The organism is Legionella sp. D16C41 (genome assembly GCF_048541585.1).
Lineage (GTDB): Bacteria > Pseudomonadota > Gammaproteobacteria > Legionellales > Legionellaceae > Legionella_C.
Genome location: NZ_CP183303.1, coordinates 2822559 through 2840977, shown reverse-complemented (window position 1 = coordinate 2840977; position 18419 = coordinate 2822559). Strand labels below are relative to the sequence as shown.

Genomic DNA, 18419 nt, shown 5'->3' with positions numbered 1-18419 from the left:
ATATTTCCTTTAATTTGTATACCTATGATTAAATGGTTTAAAAGAAATCAGGATGCATCCTCTAAAACGGCAGAGCCACTTAAAGAGCCAGTAGAACCTTTAATAGAGCCTGAACTAGTTAACGAAGAGCTAAATACTCAAACTGAACCACAGCTGTCTACTGAGGTCGAGACTACAGTTAAACCTAGCTTTTATGCACGCTTTAAGCAGGGGTTAAGTAAGACGAGATTACAGCTAGGTGAGGGCATGGGTCGTTTATTACTTGGTAAAAAAGTAATTGATGACTCTATTTTTGAAGATTTAGAAACATTATTGTTACGTGCTGATTTAGGAATCAATACCACCCAAACCATATTAGATCAATTAAGCACGGGCATGCTAAGAAAACAATTGGTTGACGGCGATGCAGTATTTAAAGCGCTTAAGGATAGATTAGAAACCATACTTGTTAATAATACAGCGCCATTAACCTTACAAACTACTGATAGTTCACCCTTTGTCATTTTAATGGTTGGTGTAAATGGTGCTGGTAAAACAACGACAATCGGTAAATTAGCTAAGCAATATCAGCAGCAAGGTAAAAAAGTGATGTTGGCTGCTGGCGATACATTTAGGGCAGCTGCAGTGCAGCAATTGCAGGTTTGGGGTGAACGAAATCAAATACCTGTTATTGCTCAACACTCGGGCGCAGATAGTGCTTCAGTTGTTTATGATGCCTTGCAAGCGGCTAAAGCGCGTGGTATTGATATTTTAATTGCAGATACAGCAGGTCGTCTACATACCCAAAATAATTTAATGGAAGAATTGAAAAAGGTTAAGCGTGTAATGCAAAAAATCAACCCTAATGCGCCTCACGAAACTATGTTAGTTTTAGATGCGAGTATTGGGCAAAATGCGTTGAATCAGGCACGTGAGTTTCATCAGGCTATTGGCTTAACTGGTATTACCATGACAAAATTAGATGGTACGGCGAAAGGTGGTATTTTATTTGCTATCGCTAATGAGTTAGCTATTCCTTTTCGCTATATAGGTATAGGCGAAGGTATTGACGATCTGCGGCCTTTTGAAGCTACCCAATTTGTTAAGGCAATTTTTAATGATGATTAAATTTGATCAAGTTACTAAGCGTTATCCGGGTGGTTATGAGGCATTAAGTCAAATTAATTTTTCTTTAGAAAAAGGTGAGATGGCTTTTATTACAGGTCACTCAGGCGCTGGAAAAAGTACTTTGTTAAAATTAATTGCCAAACTTGATTCACCTTCTTCAGGTCAATTAATTGTAAATGGTGTTCATCTTAATCAGCTTAAAAAACATGAAATTGCGCTATATCGCAGCAGCTTAGGTATTACATTTCAATCACCCCATTTACTTTATACTCGCTCAGTGTTTGATAATGTGGCTCTACCATTGCAAATTCAAGGAATGTCTCCTGCTATGCTAACTAAGCGAGTACATGCTGCTTTAGATATGGTAGGACTATTAAATAAAGAAAAAATGTTAGCTATTTACTTGTCGGCTGGTGAGCAACAGCGTATTGGTATTGCGCGTGCGGTTGTTCATAAGCCTGCTTTATTAATTGCTGATGAACCTACTGGAAACCTTGATCCTAGTTTATCTAGCGAAATTATGAAAATTTTTGCTCAATTTAACCAGGTAGGCGTTAGTATTTTAGTTGCTACTCATGATCTAGCGTTAATAGCTGGCTTAAAGCATCGGATTGTTATGTTAAAACAAGGGCGAATATGTTAAAAAGAATACAATCGCTATTTTCTTATCATATGCAGGCAGCTGCTTTAAGCTTTAATTCGTTGTGCCGTACCCCTTTAACAACTATGTTAACAGCTATTGTTATTGCCATCACTTTAACGCTGCCGGCGATATTTTGGGTAATAACGGATAATTTAAAACAATTAACAAGTGAGTGGCAGGGAAGTGGTCATATTTCTCTCTATCTTAAATCCGCTTTATCTAGTCAAGATGAAAATACTTTTTTAGGGCAAGTGCGTGCTCTAGAGGGAGTTGGCCAAGCAACTTTAAAAACAAAAGCACAGGGTTTCGCTGAGCTTGAAAAGCAAGAAGGATTGCGCGAAATTTTGCGTTCTTTACCTGAAAATCCACTTCCTGCGGTTATTGAAGTAATTCCTGCTACGTCTGTCAATGATCCATTAAAAATCAAGCAGCTTTTTGAACGCTTAAAAGGGTTGCCGCAAGTCGATCAAGCAAAACTTGATATGGAATGGTTAATTAGATTGCATGCTATTTTGCGATTTGTTAGTAGTGTCGCACATGCTATAATAATATTATTAGCCTTGGCAGTAGTTTTAATTATTGGTAATACTTTACGCTTAGCGCTACATAAACGTCAGGAAGAAGTTCAAATTTTAAAACTTATTGGTGCTACAGATACCTTTATCCTTAGACCCTTTCTTTATACGGGTATTTGGTATGGTATGTTAGGTGCCATTTTCGCTATCTTTTTTGTAAATATTTTTATGTTAAGTGTAGCAGTTGCGGTTCGAGAACTGTCATCTGCTTATTATATGCAATACCCATTATTAGGGTTATCAGTAAGGCAAGCATATCTTATTGTGCTAGCGGCTGTTATTTTAGGTTGGTTAGGAGCTAGAATAGCGGTTAAGAAACAACTCTCTTCCATTGAGCCCTATCCTTAGTTTATAATTAGTAGCCATTTTATAGACTCTATAGAAGTCACGGCTTAAAATGTTATACTTTAACTAGCCGGTTAATGTAGCATAAGCGAGCTTATAATTATTTTTACAAAGCCAAGCGAAGGTAGTGTATTTATCATTATAGCCTGTTATGAGGTAAATAACTGGAGGAAGTTATGAATAAGCAGCTGCAGTTGGCATCATTAACTTTACCTATAGGCAGTTTAGATGCTTATATTCATCGTGTTAATCAAATTCCAATGCTTTCTGCTGAAGAAGAATATTCTTATGCTGAGCGTTTTCAGACTGAAGGGGATCTCGAGAGTGCCCGTAATTTAGTCCTAGCTCACCTGCGTTATGTTGTGCGGGTAGCTCGCGGCTATCTTGGTTACGGCTTACCACTTAGTGATTTAATTCAGGAAGGAAATGTTGGCCTTATGAAAGCGGTTAAGCGTTTTGATCCAAAATTAGGCGTTCGCTTAGTTTCGTTTGCTGTTCATTGGATTAAAGCTGAGATTCATGAGTATGTGCTTCGTAATTGGCGTATTGTTAAAATCGCCACTACAAAAGCCCAACGGAAGCTATTTTTTAACCTAAGACAAATGAAAACACGTTTAGGCTGGTTTAATAGTGAAGAAGTAGATGCTGTGGCTAATGATTTAGGTGTAAGTCGTGACGAAGTTATGCTAATGGAACAGCGTTTAAATGCAATGGATACTTCTTATGATACACCCATGTCAGAAGATGAGGACGAAGCTTATAAAATGCCTGCGCACTTTCTACATGATAGTGGTAGTGATCCGGCTTATTTAATTGAAGTTGAGCGAAGTGGAGAGCAAGGAAAAGATAATTTATTTGCAGCCCTTGAGCGTCTTGATGAGCGTAGCCAAGATATTTTACAAAGACGATGGTTAGCTGAGAACAAATCTACTTTACATGATTTAGCTGCAAAATATGGTGTGTCAGCCGAAAGAGTTCGGCAACTTGAAAAAAATGCAATGAAGAAGCTTAAACAATATATAGAGGAAACAGCTTAATCTTTTTAAGAGTTCCTCCTATCAAACAACTGTATTTGGCGCAGTTTTATGATTAAGTGTGCATTCAAAATGCTATCTAAAATGCTACACTGCGCTTTACAGTATAATTAGTTATTAAACTGAATCACAAATAAAACTTTCACTAGCATTTAAAGCGCCTATCTTATCCATTACAATCTTTAATATTAAGCGCTTTAAGGCTACAAAAGTTAAGTAATTAATTATTTTTTAACAATGATCATCCGCGGCTAATTGCCGCGGTTAACCGTTCAATTAAGCGATTAATTGTAGTAATTGTGTTTTTTTCTCTTTATCAAGAAATGCAGCTTCAATTGCCATATGTGTAAAGTTGTGCATTTTTTCTGGTGTAAATTGATATAACTGTTGAACCTTTTCATATTCATTAGCTAAATTGGTACCAAAAAAAGGTGGATCATCGGAATTTAAGCTCACCGTGATACCTGATTCCATTAAAGGAAGTAAGGGGTGACTTTTTAAATCTTTAAAAAGTTTTAACTCAATATTGCTTGTTGGGCAGATTTCTAAAGCAATATTTTTATCTTTAAGTCTTGCAATAGTCTCTGGGGAATGAATAGCCATAACACCATGCCCAATACGTTGAATGGGTAAGTAATCCATTGCTTCAATCATACCGCTTGCAGAGGCAAATTCGCCAGCATGGACCGTACAAGCTAAGCCGCCATCAGCAGCAATGTTATAAGCTTTTTGAAACAATTTGGGTGGAAAATTAAATTCATCTCCGCCTAAGCCAAATCCTACAATACAAGGTACCGTTTCTTTTAAAGCCTGCTTAGCTACCTTCTCAACGGACTCTGCCCCAAAATGACGAACGCCTGTAATAATAATACGGCCAATAATATTAAATTTTTCTTCAGCATCATTAATTGCTTGCTGAATAGCTTGTAAATGTTCACTGGAAGGGATGCCACTTGCTTGTTCAGCATGATCAGGTGAATACATCATTTCAACATAGATACCGCCTGTTTTGGCAGTAGACTTTAAATAATCAAAGGTAATATCATAATAATCTTTGGGATGTTTAATGAGGGCAGCGATAGCATCGTAAGCCTTTAAAAAGTCTAAAAAATCATTATATATGTAGCGTTCTCCGCGCTTATCAATACGTTCTTTAGGTAAAGGCATGTGATTGCGTGCTGCTAATTCTTGTGCTAAATAAGGTGGAATTGTTCCTTCTAGATGGACGTGGAGCTCAGCTTTTTTAATAGACATGAAAACCTCATAAGAATTTTAACGGTAAAATGGTAAGTTACAGCAAAAAACGATAAAATTATAAATAGACTTCTTATTTAGGATAACCTATGAGTTCAGATATCGATAAAGCCTATGTAAGCCCTTATGATAAATTCTTTTATCAATTTGATGAAGAGCATCAGAAATCATTTTCTCAGCAAGTAGAAATTAAAAAGCATAAGCGTATTGCAAAATTAAGAGATGATGCCAATGTTGATTTATCTGAAGATGAAATTTGGCGAGGTTTTTAATTTATAAGCTGTCACCTAAAGGTGACAAGGTAAAGTTCTATCATTTTGTGCGGAGAGAAATCTATTTTAGATATCTCCTATGCAATTTATATCTAACGCAAAGCAACAACATAAGCTGGTTTAGCCAATTAAAGCATGCAGTAGCTTATAAGATAGAATAGTCAATAGTGATGCCATGGGTAAAGTTAAAATCCAAGACATAAAAATATTGCGGATAACAATTAAATTAAGTGCGCCAATACCGCGAGCTAATCCTACACCTAAAACAGCGCCAACTAGCGTTTGAGTAGCCGATACCGGAATACCTAAGCTAGTTGCAACTACAACAGTGGTTGCAGCAGCTAAGGTAGCTGCAAAGGCGCGACTTGGGGTAAGCGCTGTAATTGAGCTTCCTACTGTTTCAATCACTTTACGGCCATACATTAATAAGCCTGACACAACACCTAAACAACCTAAAAAAATGATCCATGCTGGATAATTATCTAAACCTATAGATTGATAAGGTGTGGTCACTAAACTATAAATAATAGTTAAAGGACCAACCGCTAAGGCTACATCATTAGAGCCATGTGCAAAAACCATAGCGCAGGCAGTAAGTGCCATAAGTACAGCAAAGTATTTTTCAACTTGAATAAAACGCTCACGCCGTCTAATTTTTGCTACTTCAGGAATACGTTTAATAATAATCATACCTATGATAGTTAATGTAATACTTGTTGCTAAAGTAACAGCTAAATCTTGTTTGAAATTAAGGTGTATACTAAAGTGGTTTAAGCCTTTAAAGACTGTAATAAATGATAAAATAGAGCCAACTAAAAAAAGGTAAATAGGAATATACATTTTAGCTTTTTCTAGCGGATCAGGTTTAATAAAAATAACTTGTTGAATACTGGTAAATAAAGCATAGGCTGTAATACCTGCTATGAAAGGCGAGGTTACCCAGCTAATAGCAATCCGATAAACTTGCTCCCAATGAATAGCATTACTGCCTAAGACAGCTGCTCCAAACCCGACCATAGAGCCAACTAAGGCATTGGTAATAGATACCGGTACGCCTAAGTAGCTTGCTAAGTTCATCCAGATAGTACAAGCTAATAAAACGCCAAGCATCCCTTCAATAAGTACTAAAGGCTGGTCTAATAGTTGGCTGGTATTAATAATGCCATCGCGCATGGTTTCTGTAACACCACTGCCGCCAAAGAAAGCACCAGCAAACTCGAAAATAATGGCAATGATCATAGCCTGACGAACAGTCACTGCTTTTGAGCCCATAGTGGTACTCATTACATTAGCTAAATCATTTGCACCTACGCCCCAGGTCATGAGAAAACAAAGTGCTATAGCAATTAAAAGTAAAATTAATGAAGAATCCATGGAATTAACTACCGGGCAATAAGAATTTGAAGACGCGCTCCTACCGTTTGAGCATGATCTGCAAGATCACCAATCCATTGGACCAATTTATAAAGAAAAATAACCTCAATGACTGACATTTCACTTTCAAGTTCAAAGATTGAATGTCTAATATCCCATAATTTTTTATCACTATCATGTTCAATTTCATCTAGCATCATGATCATTTCTTCAACAATATTAACCTCGCTACCTCGAAAACCACTTTCTAGTAATTCATCAAGCTCATTAATTGCTTTACAAGCTTGCTTAGAAGCATCTAAGCACTTGTTAAGAAAAGTCATAAAGGCGGTAGAAATTGCTGCAGGAATTTGCATTTGGCGACTAATAATTAAGCCGGCAATGTCTTCTGCTTTATTAGCAATGCGATCTTGCGCGCTTAATAATTCAAGAAGATCAGTTCGAGACACAGGAAGAAAAAGGCCTGTAGGTAGGTGTAATCGTAAATCTCTTTTAATACCGTCAGCTTCTTTCTCAAGGTCAATAATCTTTTGTTTGATGATATCAGCAGTTTGCCAATCATTATTAAGCACGGCTGTAAAAAAAGGATAAAGCTGTTTAGCACACTGATGCACTTTACGCATATGTTGTTCAATTGGCCTAATAGGTGAAGGCCCAAACATATTAAAGATGCTTCCCATAGTGGTTTAACCTAAGTCGCGTTTGGATGATTATAGCTAGTCAAGGTGGGTAATGCTACTGTTTTAAGAAGGTTTATGTTATCAAGCTACTTAAATAAGATTTCGCTGAAAAAAGTGCTATTAACCGCTAAACTCAGCTAAAAAAGTATTTCAAAATGATTATATATAGTATGTACTCTGTGTTTTTTCACTCCTTTTTGCAATTGACTTTATCTTGATACTAGCAATTTCTAAAGAAGTCTATTATTAACCGCTTGACAATCCTAGTTTAGAACCAAACAATATGGCCTGTTATCTACTAATTTAGGCTAATTATTTTTAAAATTTTTGTAGCCTGCTAGTAGTTTGCCAGGCTTTGCTTAGCATACTTCTTAGGTATTGGTTTAAAGATAAACTGTTAAATTTCATAATGAAAGGTTAAAACATGCAAATTGTAAATGTTAGAGCACGTGAAATTTTAGACTCTCGTGGTAATCCTACTGTTGAAGCAGACGTATTATTAGCAAGTGGATTAATAGGAAGAGCAAGTGTACCGTCTGGCGCATCAACAGGAACAAGAGAAGCATGTGAATTGCGAGATGGCAACCCTGATCGATATGACGGTAAAGGGGTCTCTAAAGCGGTTAACCATATTAATACTGAAATTAACCAAGCTTTAAAAGGGTATATAGTTAAACACCAAGAAGAAATCGATGCTAAATTGTGTGAGTTAGATGGTACTGAAAATAAATCTCGCTTAGGGGCTAATGCTATTTTAGCTGTTTCTTTAGCTGTAGCGCGCGCTTATTCTTGCGTAACTCAACAGCCACTTTACCAAGCCTTGCATCAGGGCGAAACAATGAGAATGCCTGTACCTATGATGAATGTATTAAATGGTGGAGCGCATGCAGATAATAATGTAGATATTCAAGAATTCATGTTAATCCCAGCTAGTGCTCATGATTTTTCTACGGCTTTGCGAATGGGTACGGAAATATTTCATGTTTTAAAATCTGTTTTAAAACAATATAGCTTAAATACTGCGGTAGGTGATGAGGGCGGTTTTGCACCTAATTTAAAGTCAAATCGACAGGCTTTAGATATATTAGCACGTGCTGTAGAGCAGGCAGGTTTTAAACTGGGTGAAGACATTTTATTTGCTCTAGATGTTGCTGCTTCTGAATTATATCGCGATAATTATTACTATCTTTCTTCAGATAATAAAAGATTAGATAGTACTGGCATGGTGGCTTATTATCAAGATTTAATTTCTAGCTACCCTATTGTTAGTATTGAAGACGGCCTAAGTGAGAGTGATTGGGATGGCTGGCGTCTACTAACTACTGAATTAGGTAAAAGAGTACAATTAGTTGGCGATGATTTGTTCGTAACTAACGCAAAAATTTTACAAGAAGGTATAAATCAGCAAGTTGCTAATGCTATTTTAATTAAACCAAATCAAATTGGCACGCTAACTGAAACAAGGCAAACTATTCAATTGGCCCAAAAAAATAATTATCGATGTGTAATTTCACATCGCTCTGGAGAAACAGAAGATACCTTTATTGCCGATCTTGCTGTTGCGACAGGTTGCGGTCAAATTAAAACAGGCTCATTATGTAGGACAGATAGAGTTGCGAAATATAATCAACTTTTAAGAATCCAAGAGCTAGTTTCTACGCTTACTTATCCGGGAAAAGCTATATTTTCCTAAATTAAGATTAACCTTATAATCGTTGGAACGATTATAAGGATTTATAATCAATTACAATTGCATTTAAGGTGACTCATCATGCGCCCAATCGTAATTATTTTAATTTTAGCTTTTTTAGGCTTACAGTATAAGTTATGGTTAGGCGATGGTAGTATTTTGCACTGGTATAATTTAGAAAATCAGATTACTCAGCAAAAAAAGGAGAATGAACGCTTAATTGCTCGTAATCATGCCCTAGAAGCAGATATTTTAGAATTAAAAAGTGGTGATCAAGCTTTAGAAGAGCAAGCGCGTTATGAGTTGGGTATGGTAAAAAATGATGAAATTTTTTACCAATTTGTAGAGTAATTTTAAGTAATCAAAGTACTTTACTTAATAACTTTATATCGGGCAAAAATGAAAACTATCCTTTTCACCTCCGCTTTACCGCGACTTGTTATCTACGTCCTGCGACTCGCTATCACGTCCTGCGACTCGTTCGCAGGATCCAGTGCGCCAGTTTTAAATCACTGGATCCTGTGGACAAGCCACAGGACGTAGGCTGAGTGAGAGTCTTTGCATAAAATACAAAGTGAAAAACATTTTTTAATCACGACCTACATCCTGTGCCTTGCTACCTACATCCTCCGACTTGCTACTTACATCTTGCGACTCGCTATCTAACATCCTGCGACTCCCTACCTACGTCCTGCGACTCGTTCGCAGGATCCAGTGTGCCAGTTAAATCACTGGATCCTGTGGACAAGCCACAGGACGTGGGCTGAGAGTCTTTGCATAAAATACAAAGTGAAAAACATTTTTAACCACGACCTACATCCTGTGCCTTGTTACCTACATTCCCGACTTGCTACCTACATTTTCTGACTTGCTATCTATATCTTGCGACTCGCTCTGTGCCTTGTTACCTATATCCTCCGACTTGCTACCTACGTCCTGCGACTCGTTCGCAGGATCCAGTGCGCTAGTTAAATCACTGGATCCTGTGAACAAGCCACAGGACGTAGGTTAGGTGGGAATCTTTGTATAAAATAAAAGCCAAAAACATTTTTTAAGCACGGCCTACATCCTGTGACCTGCTACATTCTGCTACCTACGTCCTGCGACTTGTTCGCAGGATCCAGTGTGCCAGTCAAATCGCTGGCTTCCATATGTAGAAAGAAAGAGAGTTTTTCAACTATTTTTGTTTTTACCCAGCACAAAAATTTAATAAATATTAGTGTAATTTTTAAGCTAAGTTTCATTAAATCTTTCTATAATATTTATAGGCAAAAGTTTAATAGATACAACTTAATAGACTTTCTTAATGCCTATTTCATAGACCTTACAATTTCTGAAAATAAAATTTTTTAGTTAAAATAAGTTACATAGTTAACAAAAATTGCACATAAATTGAACTATAATGAGATCATATTTACTCTAATAAAATCGCTTCATGATTAAGTCCATGATTGTTAAAAATAATTTGCTGCTTAAAATTTTTAGAGATAAATATGCCTCTTTAGCAAAAAATAATGTTGATTTAGATTATTTTAAAAATACTAAAGTACGGATATTTTTTCTAGATTCAGCTGAAAATATGATAGCAGGATATTGTATTTGCTCAGGTCCTAATTATCGAACATTTCTTCCTTTATCTCCCATTAAATTAAAAGAAATTAATGAACTTTATAATTTTAATGCTAAGCCGCCCCATGAAATCACCTGCTTATGGATTGAAAAAAAATCTCGTCAAGGTACGTGGATAATTTATTTTTTTTTAGTTTTATGTTTCGACATCCTCACTTTACGTTCAGGCCCTATGATTTTTGGTACACATGGGAAAAATATTAATAATTACTTCTGTCTTGCATTTCCCACAGTAATTTTCTTTGATCGATTATACGTAGCTACAAAGGGAGAAGAATGTAATTTTTGGCTTAGAAAGGGATCTAAATTACAGTTTTTAAAAGCTTTTATTACGCTTTCAACTATTAGATTATTTTTTGGTAGTAAATCATTGGCTCGTTTTAGATTATGGCTTGATAAGAAAGATAAAGCTAAAACAGATAAGGCTAAAGCAGACAGTCTAAGGAGCTAATTAGCAGTGGAGATGAGTTGTATGAAGGCAAAACATTTGTTTCTAGAACAATTAGCACTTTATGGTGGTCAACCTGTTAGTTCTAAACCGTGGCCTACTTATGATAAAGGTAATGTTATTATTGACGATGATGATCTTGATGGCATAGCAGAAGTTATTAAAAGTAAACGGTTATTTCGTTATGATAATCGTGAACTACATGAAACTATGGTAGGTCAATTCGAAAGTGAGCTAAAAGATTTTTTTAAGTCTGAATATGTTTTAGCAGTCAGCTCAGGTACAGCTGCGCTATCCTTGCCACTAATGGCTTTAGGGTTGCCTGCTAATGCTTTGGTTGGGTGCCCAGCTTATTCCTTTACAGCAACCCCAAGCGCTATAATTCAAGCGGGCTTAAAGCCAATACTTATTGAGGTTGATAGAAATCTTAATATGGATTTAGCTCACCTTAAAGAAAAAATTGCAGTCCTTGATGCTTTAGTTGTCGTTCATATGCGTGGATTTCCAGCCCCACTTCCTCAAATTATGGAAATTGCCGCCCAATATAATGTTCCTATTATTGAAGACGCGGTACCCTGCCTTGGGCATAAATTAAAAGATAAATTTTTAGGTACCTATGGAATAGCTGGCGCCTTTAGTACTCAATCGGATAAATCATTAAATACGGGTGAAGGTGGTTTTATTGTAACTAATGATAAAAATTTATATCTTAAGTGTATTATCTTATCAGGAGCTTACGAACGATTATACGAGAAACACTTTCCTAATCAAGATTGCTCAATTAATTGTTTATCCATGCCAGTATTTAATTTCCGTTTAGATGAAATTCGAGGCGCTATTGGTTTATCACAATTAAAAAAACTAAAAACCCGTTTAAATGTATTAGCACAAAATTATTCTTACATGATAGAAGGCGTTACTGACTTAGTTTATCTTAGGCCTAGGAAGACTTGGAGCGCAGAAATATTTCCTATGGGCGATAATTTACTGTTAGAGTTAGATGGAACTGTTGAGGATTGCTGCTGGTTCGCCGAAGCCTTAGCTGCTGAAGGAATAGATACCAAAGCGTTAGGAGATCCTAACAAAATTAATGTTCGTAGGTTTTGGGACTGGGCTTATTTATTTGAAAATAAATCGAAACCTGAGATTATGGAGCTTTATGCTAAAAGTTCTAAGCATATCAGTTCTTATCTAGATATTCCTTTATCTCCAACGTTAGAAAAAAACGATCTTGAGAATTGTTTAACTGCAATTAGAAAGGTACATTCTTATTATGCACGGCGAAAAAATTTTAAATAATCAAGTTGCCTTAGTTACAGGCGGTAATGGTGGCCTTGGTTTAGCAATGGCTTTAGCTTTACAACAAGCTGGTGCGACAGTCATTGTCTGGGGGCGAGATCAAGAAAAACTTAGTCAGGTAAAAGACTATGAACTACTTCCTATGGCTATAGATTTAAATTCAGAAAGCAATATTAAAAAAGGTTTTAAAGCGATAGCAAATCAGTTTGGCCGTCTTGACATATTAATTAATAATGCTGGAGTTTATGAAGATCAGCATCTTCTAAACCTTACACGTGAACAGTGGGATAATCATATTAGTAATAATCTCACCTCAATCTTTCTATGTTCACAGAATGCAGTGCAACTGATGAGGATTCATCAATACGGAAAAATTATTAATGTAGGCTCGATGTATTCCCTTTTTGGACATCCTAACTCAATAGGGTATGCAACAACTAAAACAGCAATCTTGGGCCTAACGCGCTCGCTTGCGGCTGAACTAGGTATTTGGAATATTCAGGTCAACGCTATTTTACCAGGTTGGTTTGCAACAGCCATTAATGGCGATCTTCCTGAAACTAGTAGAGGAGAAGATATTAGAAGAAAAACACCACTGGGCAGATGGGGTGAGCCCAAGGATATAGGGCCTTTGGCAGTATTTCTGTCTTCAAGTGGATCTAATTTTATAACCGGAGCAATTATGACGATTGATGGCGGTTATTCTATTTCCGATCGCTTCTGCCATTAACTTATGCAGTGCATAAAGGGTATTCTTAATTTAAGTAATAATTAGTAAGGAAATGATAAGTGCTTAGTATAGCTTGTTTTAGTGCTGCGCCAAAAATTCTACGGATTTGAAAGAGCTTAATAGGGATGTCCATGCCCGGTAAAAGCTTGCTTGATTACACAGCTATTAATTCAAAAGGCATACTAGGTGGCGTTGTTTCCCATAAACTAATTACATAACCACCGCCACCAGATCCAGTAGGCTTAGTAGCTAGTGCACCTTGTGTTAATAGCAAGTGCATATGCTGAGATAAATTTTCACTTACAAGGCCCCAAGATTTAAAGCAATGGGCGCTTTCATTAATAGCCTCTTTCAGTAAGGAAAGAGAGTTGGTTGAGCGTGATTCTAAAGACGCTTTAGCCTTATTAACCGCCTGCTGCATAGCGATATCAATAGCTCTAGCCTCATCCTCATTTGCTTCCCAAAGGATATTAACTTGATTAATGCAGTGTGAGGTAATACCTACTTGGCCACAGGAAGATAGATACCATTTTGGCTGCCAAGTTTGTGTAATAAAAGAGGCTTGGCTTTGTTGAAAATAAAGTCCAGTAGTTGCTGCAACACCTATGATATCTAAACCGCTACTTTGTCCATGAAATAAATTTTCAAGATCTTGAGCAAATAAAGAAATGGAATGTGTAGGGATTAGGTTTTGCGCGGCAAACCATCTTGCCATGGCAACACAAAGGGCTGCTGAAGCTCCCATACCAACACCAATAGGAATATTGGATTCAATATGAAAATGGCCAGTCAATTGATTGAGTGAATGACCTAAAAGATGTTGTCCATGCTCTAATACACTCCAGAATAATAAATGCATATCATTACCACTTTCACCTGAAAAATCAGCACTTAATTCCGTATCCGCAGGACGATAGCTTAAAGTAAGTTTTCTACTTTTAATAGGAAAAACCAACGCGCCATGGCCGCGTAAAACAGCATGCTCACCGGCAAGTATCCACTTGCCATGAGTTGTCGTTACAAAATCACAAAACATCATAATTACCAACTAAATAATCACGTTTAAATTGCAGCGCCATATCAGTTTGCTCAGGTCGATACAGCAAATGAATATTTGGTCCAGCATCCATAGTGACAATAGGTCCATCGCCTTGTCGTTCCCATAAATCTTGTAAATTTTTTAACACAATTTTTGTATTATCAGTTATATAAGTAAAAGGTTTATCGCAGGTTATAAATAATTGATGCATATCTTGAAATTCTCGCCAACACACGTTAAAAGCTTTCTCCCAGGCTTGAGCTTTAAAAGCTACTAGTAGCTCGTCTAAATTTTGTGTGGCGCGGTTAGCACGTTCGGAGTAAAGTGGGCTTGTCTTAATAAGTTGGTGTGCTTGGCTTGAAAGAACTTGTTTTTCCTCATGGCTAATAATAATTACTTGATGATAAAGTTTACTATAAGGTAATTCAATAGAGCTTACTTGTTTGTCATCCCAAAGCGCCCAGGGTGCAAAAAAAGAGCGGCAAGATGAACCTGATCCTAAACGACTTAGTTGGGCTTGCTCTTGTATGGGAGGTAGAGGTAGCTCTAGGCATTCACATAGGGCGCGAATAGCACAAATTGTTAAGGCAGCAAAACTAGATGCAGAGCTTGCTAGGCCACTACCTTGCGGGAAATTATTAGAAGAACGTACGGTAAAAGAGCCTGAATAGCCAAAATGTTGTTTTAAAAAGTTTAGATGTTTTAAAAAGCGCTCTTGAGCAGCTTGTGAAAGTGAGAAGGGTAACCCGCCAGGAATATATAAAGGCTCCCAAAAATCTTTTCGCCCTGGCTGTGTTTCTAAACTAACACTAGTTAGTAGATTATTAAGAGTATAAGATAGAGATGGATTAGCTGGTATATTAAGGGCATCATCTTTTTTACCCATATATTTAATTAGCGCAATATTAGCTGGTGCTTGAGCAAACCACTGCATATCTTTTCCCCATGTTTAGTAATCTTTTACATCCTATGCACCGAAAGGTTATATTTGGCACATTTTTGAGCTAAAATCATGCTGCAAATATTCATATAAAAGGCTATATTGTGCACTTCATGCATAGCTTTAGTCCAGACTATATTTAAATCTAACCTTTCACCACGTTGCAAATATCCTATCTGCTTTATTAATGATGTTAACTTAAGAAAATTTTCATGTAGGCTAGACTTTAGCCTATAACCACTAGGTTAAGGCTCTTCCTTCTTTATTACTTAAAGAAGCTGCAGGCGGATGAAGGTAGATAATAAAGGCAAATCTTATTTAAATTACCCTCATACAGCGCTTTGCGCCACCTTTCTCCTAATGGAGAAGGGAGATTCTTAACTGGCGGCTATATAGGCCTAGCCTGTCCTTCATTAAGGCTTAAGTTGACGCTATTATTACCTGCTTTATTACAGTTAGACTAATGTCCTGGAGCATCATTCCAAAGGATTTTATGTAATTGTAATTGAAAGCGCACAGGTAGCCTATCCCTAATTATCCAATCAGCGAGCATAGTTGCGTCTAATTCTTGCCAACTTGGCGAAAAAAGAATTTGTGCTTTTTGTGCAAGTTGATATTCCTTTAGCATATTGCAAGCCCAGTCATAATCTGCTTGGCTACATAAAACAAATTTAATTTGATCAGTTTTTTTTAAATGGATTAAATTAGTTAATAGATTCTTACTGCACTCTCCTGAATCTGGAGTTTTTAAATCCATAACAATAATAACGCGTTCATCAACCTGACTTATATCGCGTGCGCCACTAGTTTCTAGGGAAACATAAAATCCTTTATCGCACAAAGCCTTAAGTAAAGGATAACAATCTGGTTGAGCAAGTGGCTCGCCACCTGTAACACAAACATGAGTACACTGAAATGAAGCTACTTTAGTTAAAATATCCTCAAGCTCAAGTAACTGACCGCCACTAAACGCGTAAGCTGTATCGCAATATTGACAGCGTAAAGGGCAGCCTGTTAAACGAACAAACACAGTGGGTAAGCCAACTGTGTTTGATTCGCCTTGAAGAGAATGAAAGATTTCTGTAATACGTAATTTGGTACTTCTTAAATTCATAAAGCGCTAATAGATTTTAATTTTGCAGAAGCTAGCTCAGCAGTGGGAGTATCAGGATAGTTTTTCACAACTTCTAATAAACGTTGACGTGCTTCTATTTCTTGTCCAGACGCTGCTAGAGCATAACCAATTTTTAGTAGGCAGGCGGCAGTTTTACTGGAGGTTGGAAATTGATTTAAAACAATTTCAAAATGCTTAATAGCACTTGCATAATTTTTCTTAACCATGTAAAGCTCGCCAAGCCAATAATGCGCATTAGCTGTATAGCCACCTTGTGGGTATCTTGCTACAAAACTTTGCATAGCAGATAATGCTTCATCAAATTGTTTGTTCTTTACTAAGTCATAGGCAGCAAGATAACTTATTTGTTCATCTGCCGGATTTTTTGATGTTGACGGAAGTACTCTGTTAGAAGAGTATTTTGTGTTAACTCGCCCTTCGTTGAGAGTAGGATTTTTACTGCCTACATTCTTTACTTGTTCTATTTCAGCCTTAGGTTCGTTAATAGACAATTCAGTGGTAGGTTTGAGGTTATTTAAAGCTTGAGTAACTGCTGAATTAGCTGGGTTAGTTGATTTTAGCCGCGTATTAATATCTTTATAAAAACTTAACTGCTGGTCTTGTAAAGATTTAAGATTATGTGCTTGAACCTCTAATTGACCCCGCAACTCTTGTAATTCTTGTTGTAAATTTTTTAATTTATCAAGTAAGTCAACGTTACTAGTGCTACTACTTGTATCATTATCCTGGGCTAGCGCAATTTCTTCAGCATCATTATAGTTTAACTGAGCCTTAGCAACAGGCTGCTCAATAGCAGCCTGTCCATCATCAAGAATTGCAAAATTCTCACTATCATCTACTACAGGTACCTCGGCTGATACCCAAAGAGGTATAAGAAAAGTTAAAATAATTAAAAAGCCCTTAGGCACATTTATCATCGGGTTGCCTCATAAATAAATTCTACACGACGGTTTTGTGCGTGGGATGCTGCGTCGTGACCAAAATTTGCAGGCCGTTCTTTTCCATAACTTACAATACGGAGTTGCTGACGATTTACGCCTGCCATACGCATTAATTCCGCAACAGTATTTGCTCGTCGCTCGCCTAATGCAACATTATATTCACGGCTACCTCGTTCATCCGTGTGTCCTGCTAATAGTACGTGTGCACGTGGATGAGATTTTAAATATTCAGATTGGGCATTTAAAGAAGCCATATATTTTGGATTGAAAGTACTATCATCATAAGAGAAAAGATAAAGTTGATTATGAGGGGCTTGCGTTGTATAGGACTCACCTGGCGCTTGACCTGGAAAACGAGTAAATTGTCCTAAACCATGAGAAGCCATATCCCCGTCATCATATGCCATCCCAGCACCATTAGGATTTTTTGAGCAGGATGCCAGCAGGACGATGCTTGCGGCCACTAGCCCCAATTTTGAAAACGATTTAGCTTTCATCCTTTTTCTCCTTTATCAAATTTATTGTAAATATTAAATGTAAAATCTGAATAATAATTCTTGCTGACTTACCGCAGAAACTTCTAAATAAGTTTGCTATTCTTAAGCCTGCATTGATGTGCCAAATGGCGGCTCATTGTACAATTGTTTTAACAATTTCGCCATGCCTTGTCATGATCTATTTCTATCATTTTTTGTATGTTTTACAACAAAATCAGTCAATTGTGCTGTAAAAAGCTTAGTCGCTTGATTTGCTGCAACAACACCGCCGTAAGGAGTATCAGATAGACAGCTCACATGCTCATTAATTATTTCTGATGCAACAATCCGATTATCGGGCAAATGAGTTAATACTACTTTAACTGTTAAGTCAAGGCGACTCGGCTTGACTAGAAAATTTTGTTGTAATTCAATAAGCTGCGTATCTAGACGGTAATCGGTATTTTCAGTAACTGGTGCTGATGTAACTACATAAAAATAACCACTGCGCTGAAGACTTTGTAGAATTAAAGGCAGTAGCATGTCCGCTGGTGTACCAATCCAAGCGTTATGGGCATAAGTGCTAAGCTCAAAAGGCTTACTTACATAACGCATATCTTGCGTATCATAGCCAGATACAGCTTCTGGTTGAGCTACTAAGATAGATAAATTTGTATAGTGATTAGCTAATTTTTTTTCGCTGAAGGTAGCTAGTTTATATTCGTCAGTTATTGTTGGTTTAACAGGTGAGCAGCCAGCTAGGAAAAAACAGCAGGCACTCAAAATTAAAACTATTATTCTTTCCACA

19 protein-coding genes are annotated in these 18419 nt (G+C 36.9%); 10 read left to right on the top strand and 9 right to left on the bottom strand.

What is annotated here, in order from left to right; translation table 11 throughout:
* The first annotated feature begins 24 nt into the window (after positions 1-24).
* From ftsY to rpoH, 4 genes are all read left to right on the top strand, one after another.
* Entirely contained in the window at positions 25-1107 is a 1083-nt protein-coding gene (gene ftsY, locus ACNVED_RS12250; RefSeq protein ID WP_419419295.1) for a signal recognition particle-docking protein FtsY, read from the top strand.
* A complete protein-coding gene (ftsE, locus tag ACNVED_RS12245) occupies positions 1100-1750 on the top strand; it encodes a cell division ATP-binding protein FtsE (protein ID WP_419421185.1) in 651 nt (216 codons plus the stop codon). The genes ftsY and ftsE overlap by 8 nt, the downstream gene beginning before the upstream one ends.
* Positions 1744-2673, top strand: coding sequence for a permease-like cell division protein FtsX (ftsX, locus tag ACNVED_RS12240; RefSeq protein ID WP_419419294.1), 930 nt, complete (start codon positions 1744-1746; stop codon positions 2671-2673). The genes ftsE and ftsX overlap by 7 nt, the downstream gene beginning before the upstream one ends.
* Before the next feature lie 173 nt (positions 2674-2846).
* Positions 2847-3707 (top strand): RNA polymerase sigma factor RpoH, encoded by an 861-nt coding sequence (rpoH, locus tag ACNVED_RS12235; RefSeq protein WP_419419293.1) that lies wholly within the window; start codon positions 2847-2849, stop codon positions 3705-3707.
* A gap of 273 nt (positions 3708-3980) precedes the next feature.
* On the opposite strand, the gene ACNVED_RS12230 is transcribed toward rpoH, so the two are convergent.
* A complete protein-coding gene (locus ACNVED_RS12230) occupies positions 3981-4958 on the bottom strand; it encodes an adenosine deaminase (RefSeq protein ID WP_419419292.1) in 978 nt (325 codons plus the stop codon).
* 89 nt (positions 4959-5047) lie between these two features.
* Between ACNVED_RS12230 and ACNVED_RS12225 the strand changes: the two genes are divergently transcribed.
* A complete protein-coding gene (locus tag ACNVED_RS12225) occupies positions 5048-5230 on the top strand; it encodes a CBU_0585 family protein (protein WP_419419291.1) in 183 nt (60 codons plus the stop codon).
* Positions 5231-5350: 120 nt separating this feature from the next.
* Here the strand turns inward: ACNVED_RS12225 and ACNVED_RS12220 are convergent, their stop codons facing one another.
* Positions 5351-6604, bottom strand: a complete 1254-nt coding sequence (locus ACNVED_RS12220; RefSeq protein WP_419419290.1) for an inorganic phosphate transporter — start codon at positions 6602-6604, stop codon at positions 5351-5353.
* An 8-nt stretch (positions 6605-6612) separates the two neighbouring features.
* Positions 6613-7284, bottom strand: coding sequence for a TIGR00153 family protein (locus tag ACNVED_RS12215; RefSeq protein WP_419419289.1), 672 nt, complete (start codon positions 7282-7284; stop codon positions 6613-6615).
* A gap of 424 nt (positions 7285-7708) precedes the next feature.
* Between ACNVED_RS12215 and eno the strand changes: the two genes are divergently transcribed.
* From eno to ACNVED_RS12190, 5 genes are all read left to right on the top strand, one after another.
* Entirely contained in the window at positions 7709-8977 is a 1269-nt protein-coding gene (eno, locus tag ACNVED_RS12210; RefSeq protein ID WP_419419288.1) for a phosphopyruvate hydratase, read from the top strand.
* Between the two features lie 78 nt (positions 8978-9055).
* Positions 9056-9325: a cell division protein FtsB gene (gene ftsB, locus ACNVED_RS12205; protein WP_419419287.1), complete on the top strand. Its 270-nt coding sequence runs from the start codon at positions 9056-9058 to the stop codon at positions 9323-9325.
* A 1096-nt stretch (positions 9326-10421) separates the two neighbouring features.
* Positions 10422-11054 (top strand): hypothetical protein, encoded by a 633-nt coding sequence (locus tag ACNVED_RS12200; RefSeq protein ID WP_419419286.1) that lies wholly within the window; start codon positions 10422-10424, stop codon positions 11052-11054.
* Between the two features lie 21 nt (positions 11055-11075).
* Positions 11076-12350 carry a DegT/DnrJ/EryC1/StrS family aminotransferase gene (locus tag ACNVED_RS12195; protein ID WP_419419285.1) on the top strand — a complete coding sequence of 425 codons (1275 nt, stop codon included), beginning with the start codon at positions 11076-11078 and terminating at the stop codon, positions 12348-12350.
* Positions 12325-13080: an SDR family NAD(P)-dependent oxidoreductase gene (locus tag ACNVED_RS12190; protein ID WP_419419284.1), complete on the top strand. Its 756-nt coding sequence runs from the start codon at positions 12325-12327 to the stop codon at positions 13078-13080. Before ACNVED_RS12195 ends, ACNVED_RS12190 begins: the two co-directional genes overlap by 26 nt.
* Positions 13081-13234: 154 nt before the next feature.
* On the opposite strand, the gene ACNVED_RS12185 is transcribed toward ACNVED_RS12190, so the two are convergent.
* The 6 genes from ACNVED_RS12185 to ACNVED_RS12160 form a co-directional block, all read right to left on the bottom strand.
* Entirely contained in the window at positions 13235-14116 is an 882-nt protein-coding gene (locus tag ACNVED_RS12185; protein ID WP_419421184.1) for a mevalonate kinase, read from the bottom strand.
* Entirely contained in the window at positions 14106-15053 is a 948-nt protein-coding gene (locus ACNVED_RS12180) for a diphosphomevalonate/mevalonate 3,5-bisphosphate decarboxylase family protein (protein ID WP_419419283.1), read from the bottom strand. The genes ACNVED_RS12185 and ACNVED_RS12180 overlap by 11 nt, the downstream gene beginning before the upstream one ends.
* A gap of 466 nt (positions 15054-15519) precedes the next feature.
* Positions 15520-16173 (bottom strand): 7-carboxy-7-deazaguanine synthase QueE, encoded by a 654-nt coding sequence (gene queE, locus ACNVED_RS12175; RefSeq protein WP_419419282.1) that lies wholly within the window; start codon positions 16171-16173, stop codon positions 15520-15522.
* On the bottom strand, positions 16170-17111 hold the full coding sequence (gene ybgF / locus ACNVED_RS12170) for a tol-pal system protein YbgF (RefSeq protein ID WP_419419281.1): 942 nt from the start codon (positions 17109-17111) through the stop codon (positions 16170-16172). The genes queE and ybgF overlap by 4 nt, the downstream gene beginning before the upstream one ends.
* The gene (pal, locus tag ACNVED_RS12165; protein WP_419419280.1) at positions 17108-17632 is read right to left on the bottom strand and encodes a peptidoglycan-associated lipoprotein Pal; all 525 of its coding nucleotides are present in this window, start codon (positions 17630-17632) and stop codon (positions 17108-17110) included. The genes ybgF and pal overlap by 4 nt, the downstream gene beginning before the upstream one ends.
* 171 nt (positions 17633-17803) lie before the next feature.
* Complete coding sequence (locus tag ACNVED_RS12160; RefSeq protein WP_419419279.1) at positions 17804-18418, bottom strand: ABC-type transport auxiliary lipoprotein family protein; 615 nt, start codon at positions 18416-18418, stop codon at positions 17804-17806.
* Position 18419: the final 1 nt, after the last annotated feature.

Excerpts from the sequence above, each read along its gene's own strand:
- ftsY (WP_419419295.1), top strand. The coding sequence starts at position 25 with ATGATTAAATGGTTTAAAAGAAATCAGGATGCATCCTCTAAAACGGCA.
- ftsE (WP_419421185.1), top strand. The coding sequence starts at position 1,100 with ATGATTAAATTTGATCAAGTTACTAAGCGTTATCCGGGTGGTTATGAG.
- ftsX (WP_419419294.1), top strand. The coding sequence starts at position 1,744 with ATGTTAAAAAGAATACAATCGCTATTTTCTTATCATATGCAGGCAGCT.
- rpoH (WP_419419293.1), top strand. The coding sequence starts at position 2,847 with ATGAATAAGCAGCTGCAGTTGGCATCATTAACTTTACCTATAGGCAGT.
- ACNVED_RS12230 (WP_419419292.1), bottom strand. The coding sequence starts at position 4,958 with ATGTCTATTAAAAAAGCTGAGCTCCACGTCCATCTAGAAGGAACAATT.
- ACNVED_RS12225 (WP_419419291.1), top strand. The coding sequence starts at position 5,048 with ATGAGTTCAGATATCGATAAAGCCTATGTAAGCCCTTATGATAAATTC.
- ACNVED_RS12220 (WP_419419290.1), bottom strand. The coding sequence starts at position 6,604 with ATGGATTCTTCATTAATTTTACTTTTAATTGCTATAGCACTTTGTTTT.
- ACNVED_RS12215 (WP_419419289.1), bottom strand. The coding sequence starts at position 7,284 with ATGGGAAGCATCTTTAATATGTTTGGGCCTTCACCTATTAGGCCAATT.
- eno (WP_419419288.1), top strand. The coding sequence starts at position 7,709 with ATGCAAATTGTAAATGTTAGAGCACGTGAAATTTTAGACTCTCGTGGT.
- ftsB (WP_419419287.1), top strand. The coding sequence starts at position 9,056 with ATGCGCCCAATCGTAATTATTTTAATTTTAGCTTTTTTAGGCTTACAG.
- ACNVED_RS12200 (WP_419419286.1), top strand. The coding sequence starts at position 10,422 with ATGATTGTTAAAAATAATTTGCTGCTTAAAATTTTTAGAGATAAATAT.
- ACNVED_RS12195 (WP_419419285.1), top strand. The coding sequence starts at position 11,076 with ATGAAGGCAAAACATTTGTTTCTAGAACAATTAGCACTTTATGGTGGT.
- ACNVED_RS12190 (WP_419419284.1), top strand. The coding sequence starts at position 12,325 with ATGCACGGCGAAAAAATTTTAAATAATCAAGTTGCCTTAGTTACAGGC.
- ACNVED_RS12185 (WP_419421184.1), bottom strand. The coding sequence starts at position 14,116 with ATGTTTTGTGATTTTGTAACGACAACTCATGGCAAGTGGATACTTGCC.
- ACNVED_RS12180 (WP_419419283.1), bottom strand. The coding sequence starts at position 15,053 with ATGCAGTGGTTTGCTCAAGCACCAGCTAATATTGCGCTAATTAAATAT.
- queE (WP_419419282.1), bottom strand. The coding sequence starts at position 16,173 with ATGAATTTAAGAAGTACCAAATTACGTATTACAGAAATCTTTCATTCT.
- ybgF (WP_419419281.1), bottom strand. The coding sequence starts at position 17,111 with ATGATAAATGTGCCTAAGGGCTTTTTAATTATTTTAACTTTTCTTATA.
- pal (WP_419419280.1), bottom strand. The coding sequence starts at position 17,632 with ATGAAAGCTAAATCGTTTTCAAAATTGGGGCTAGTGGCCGCAAGCATC.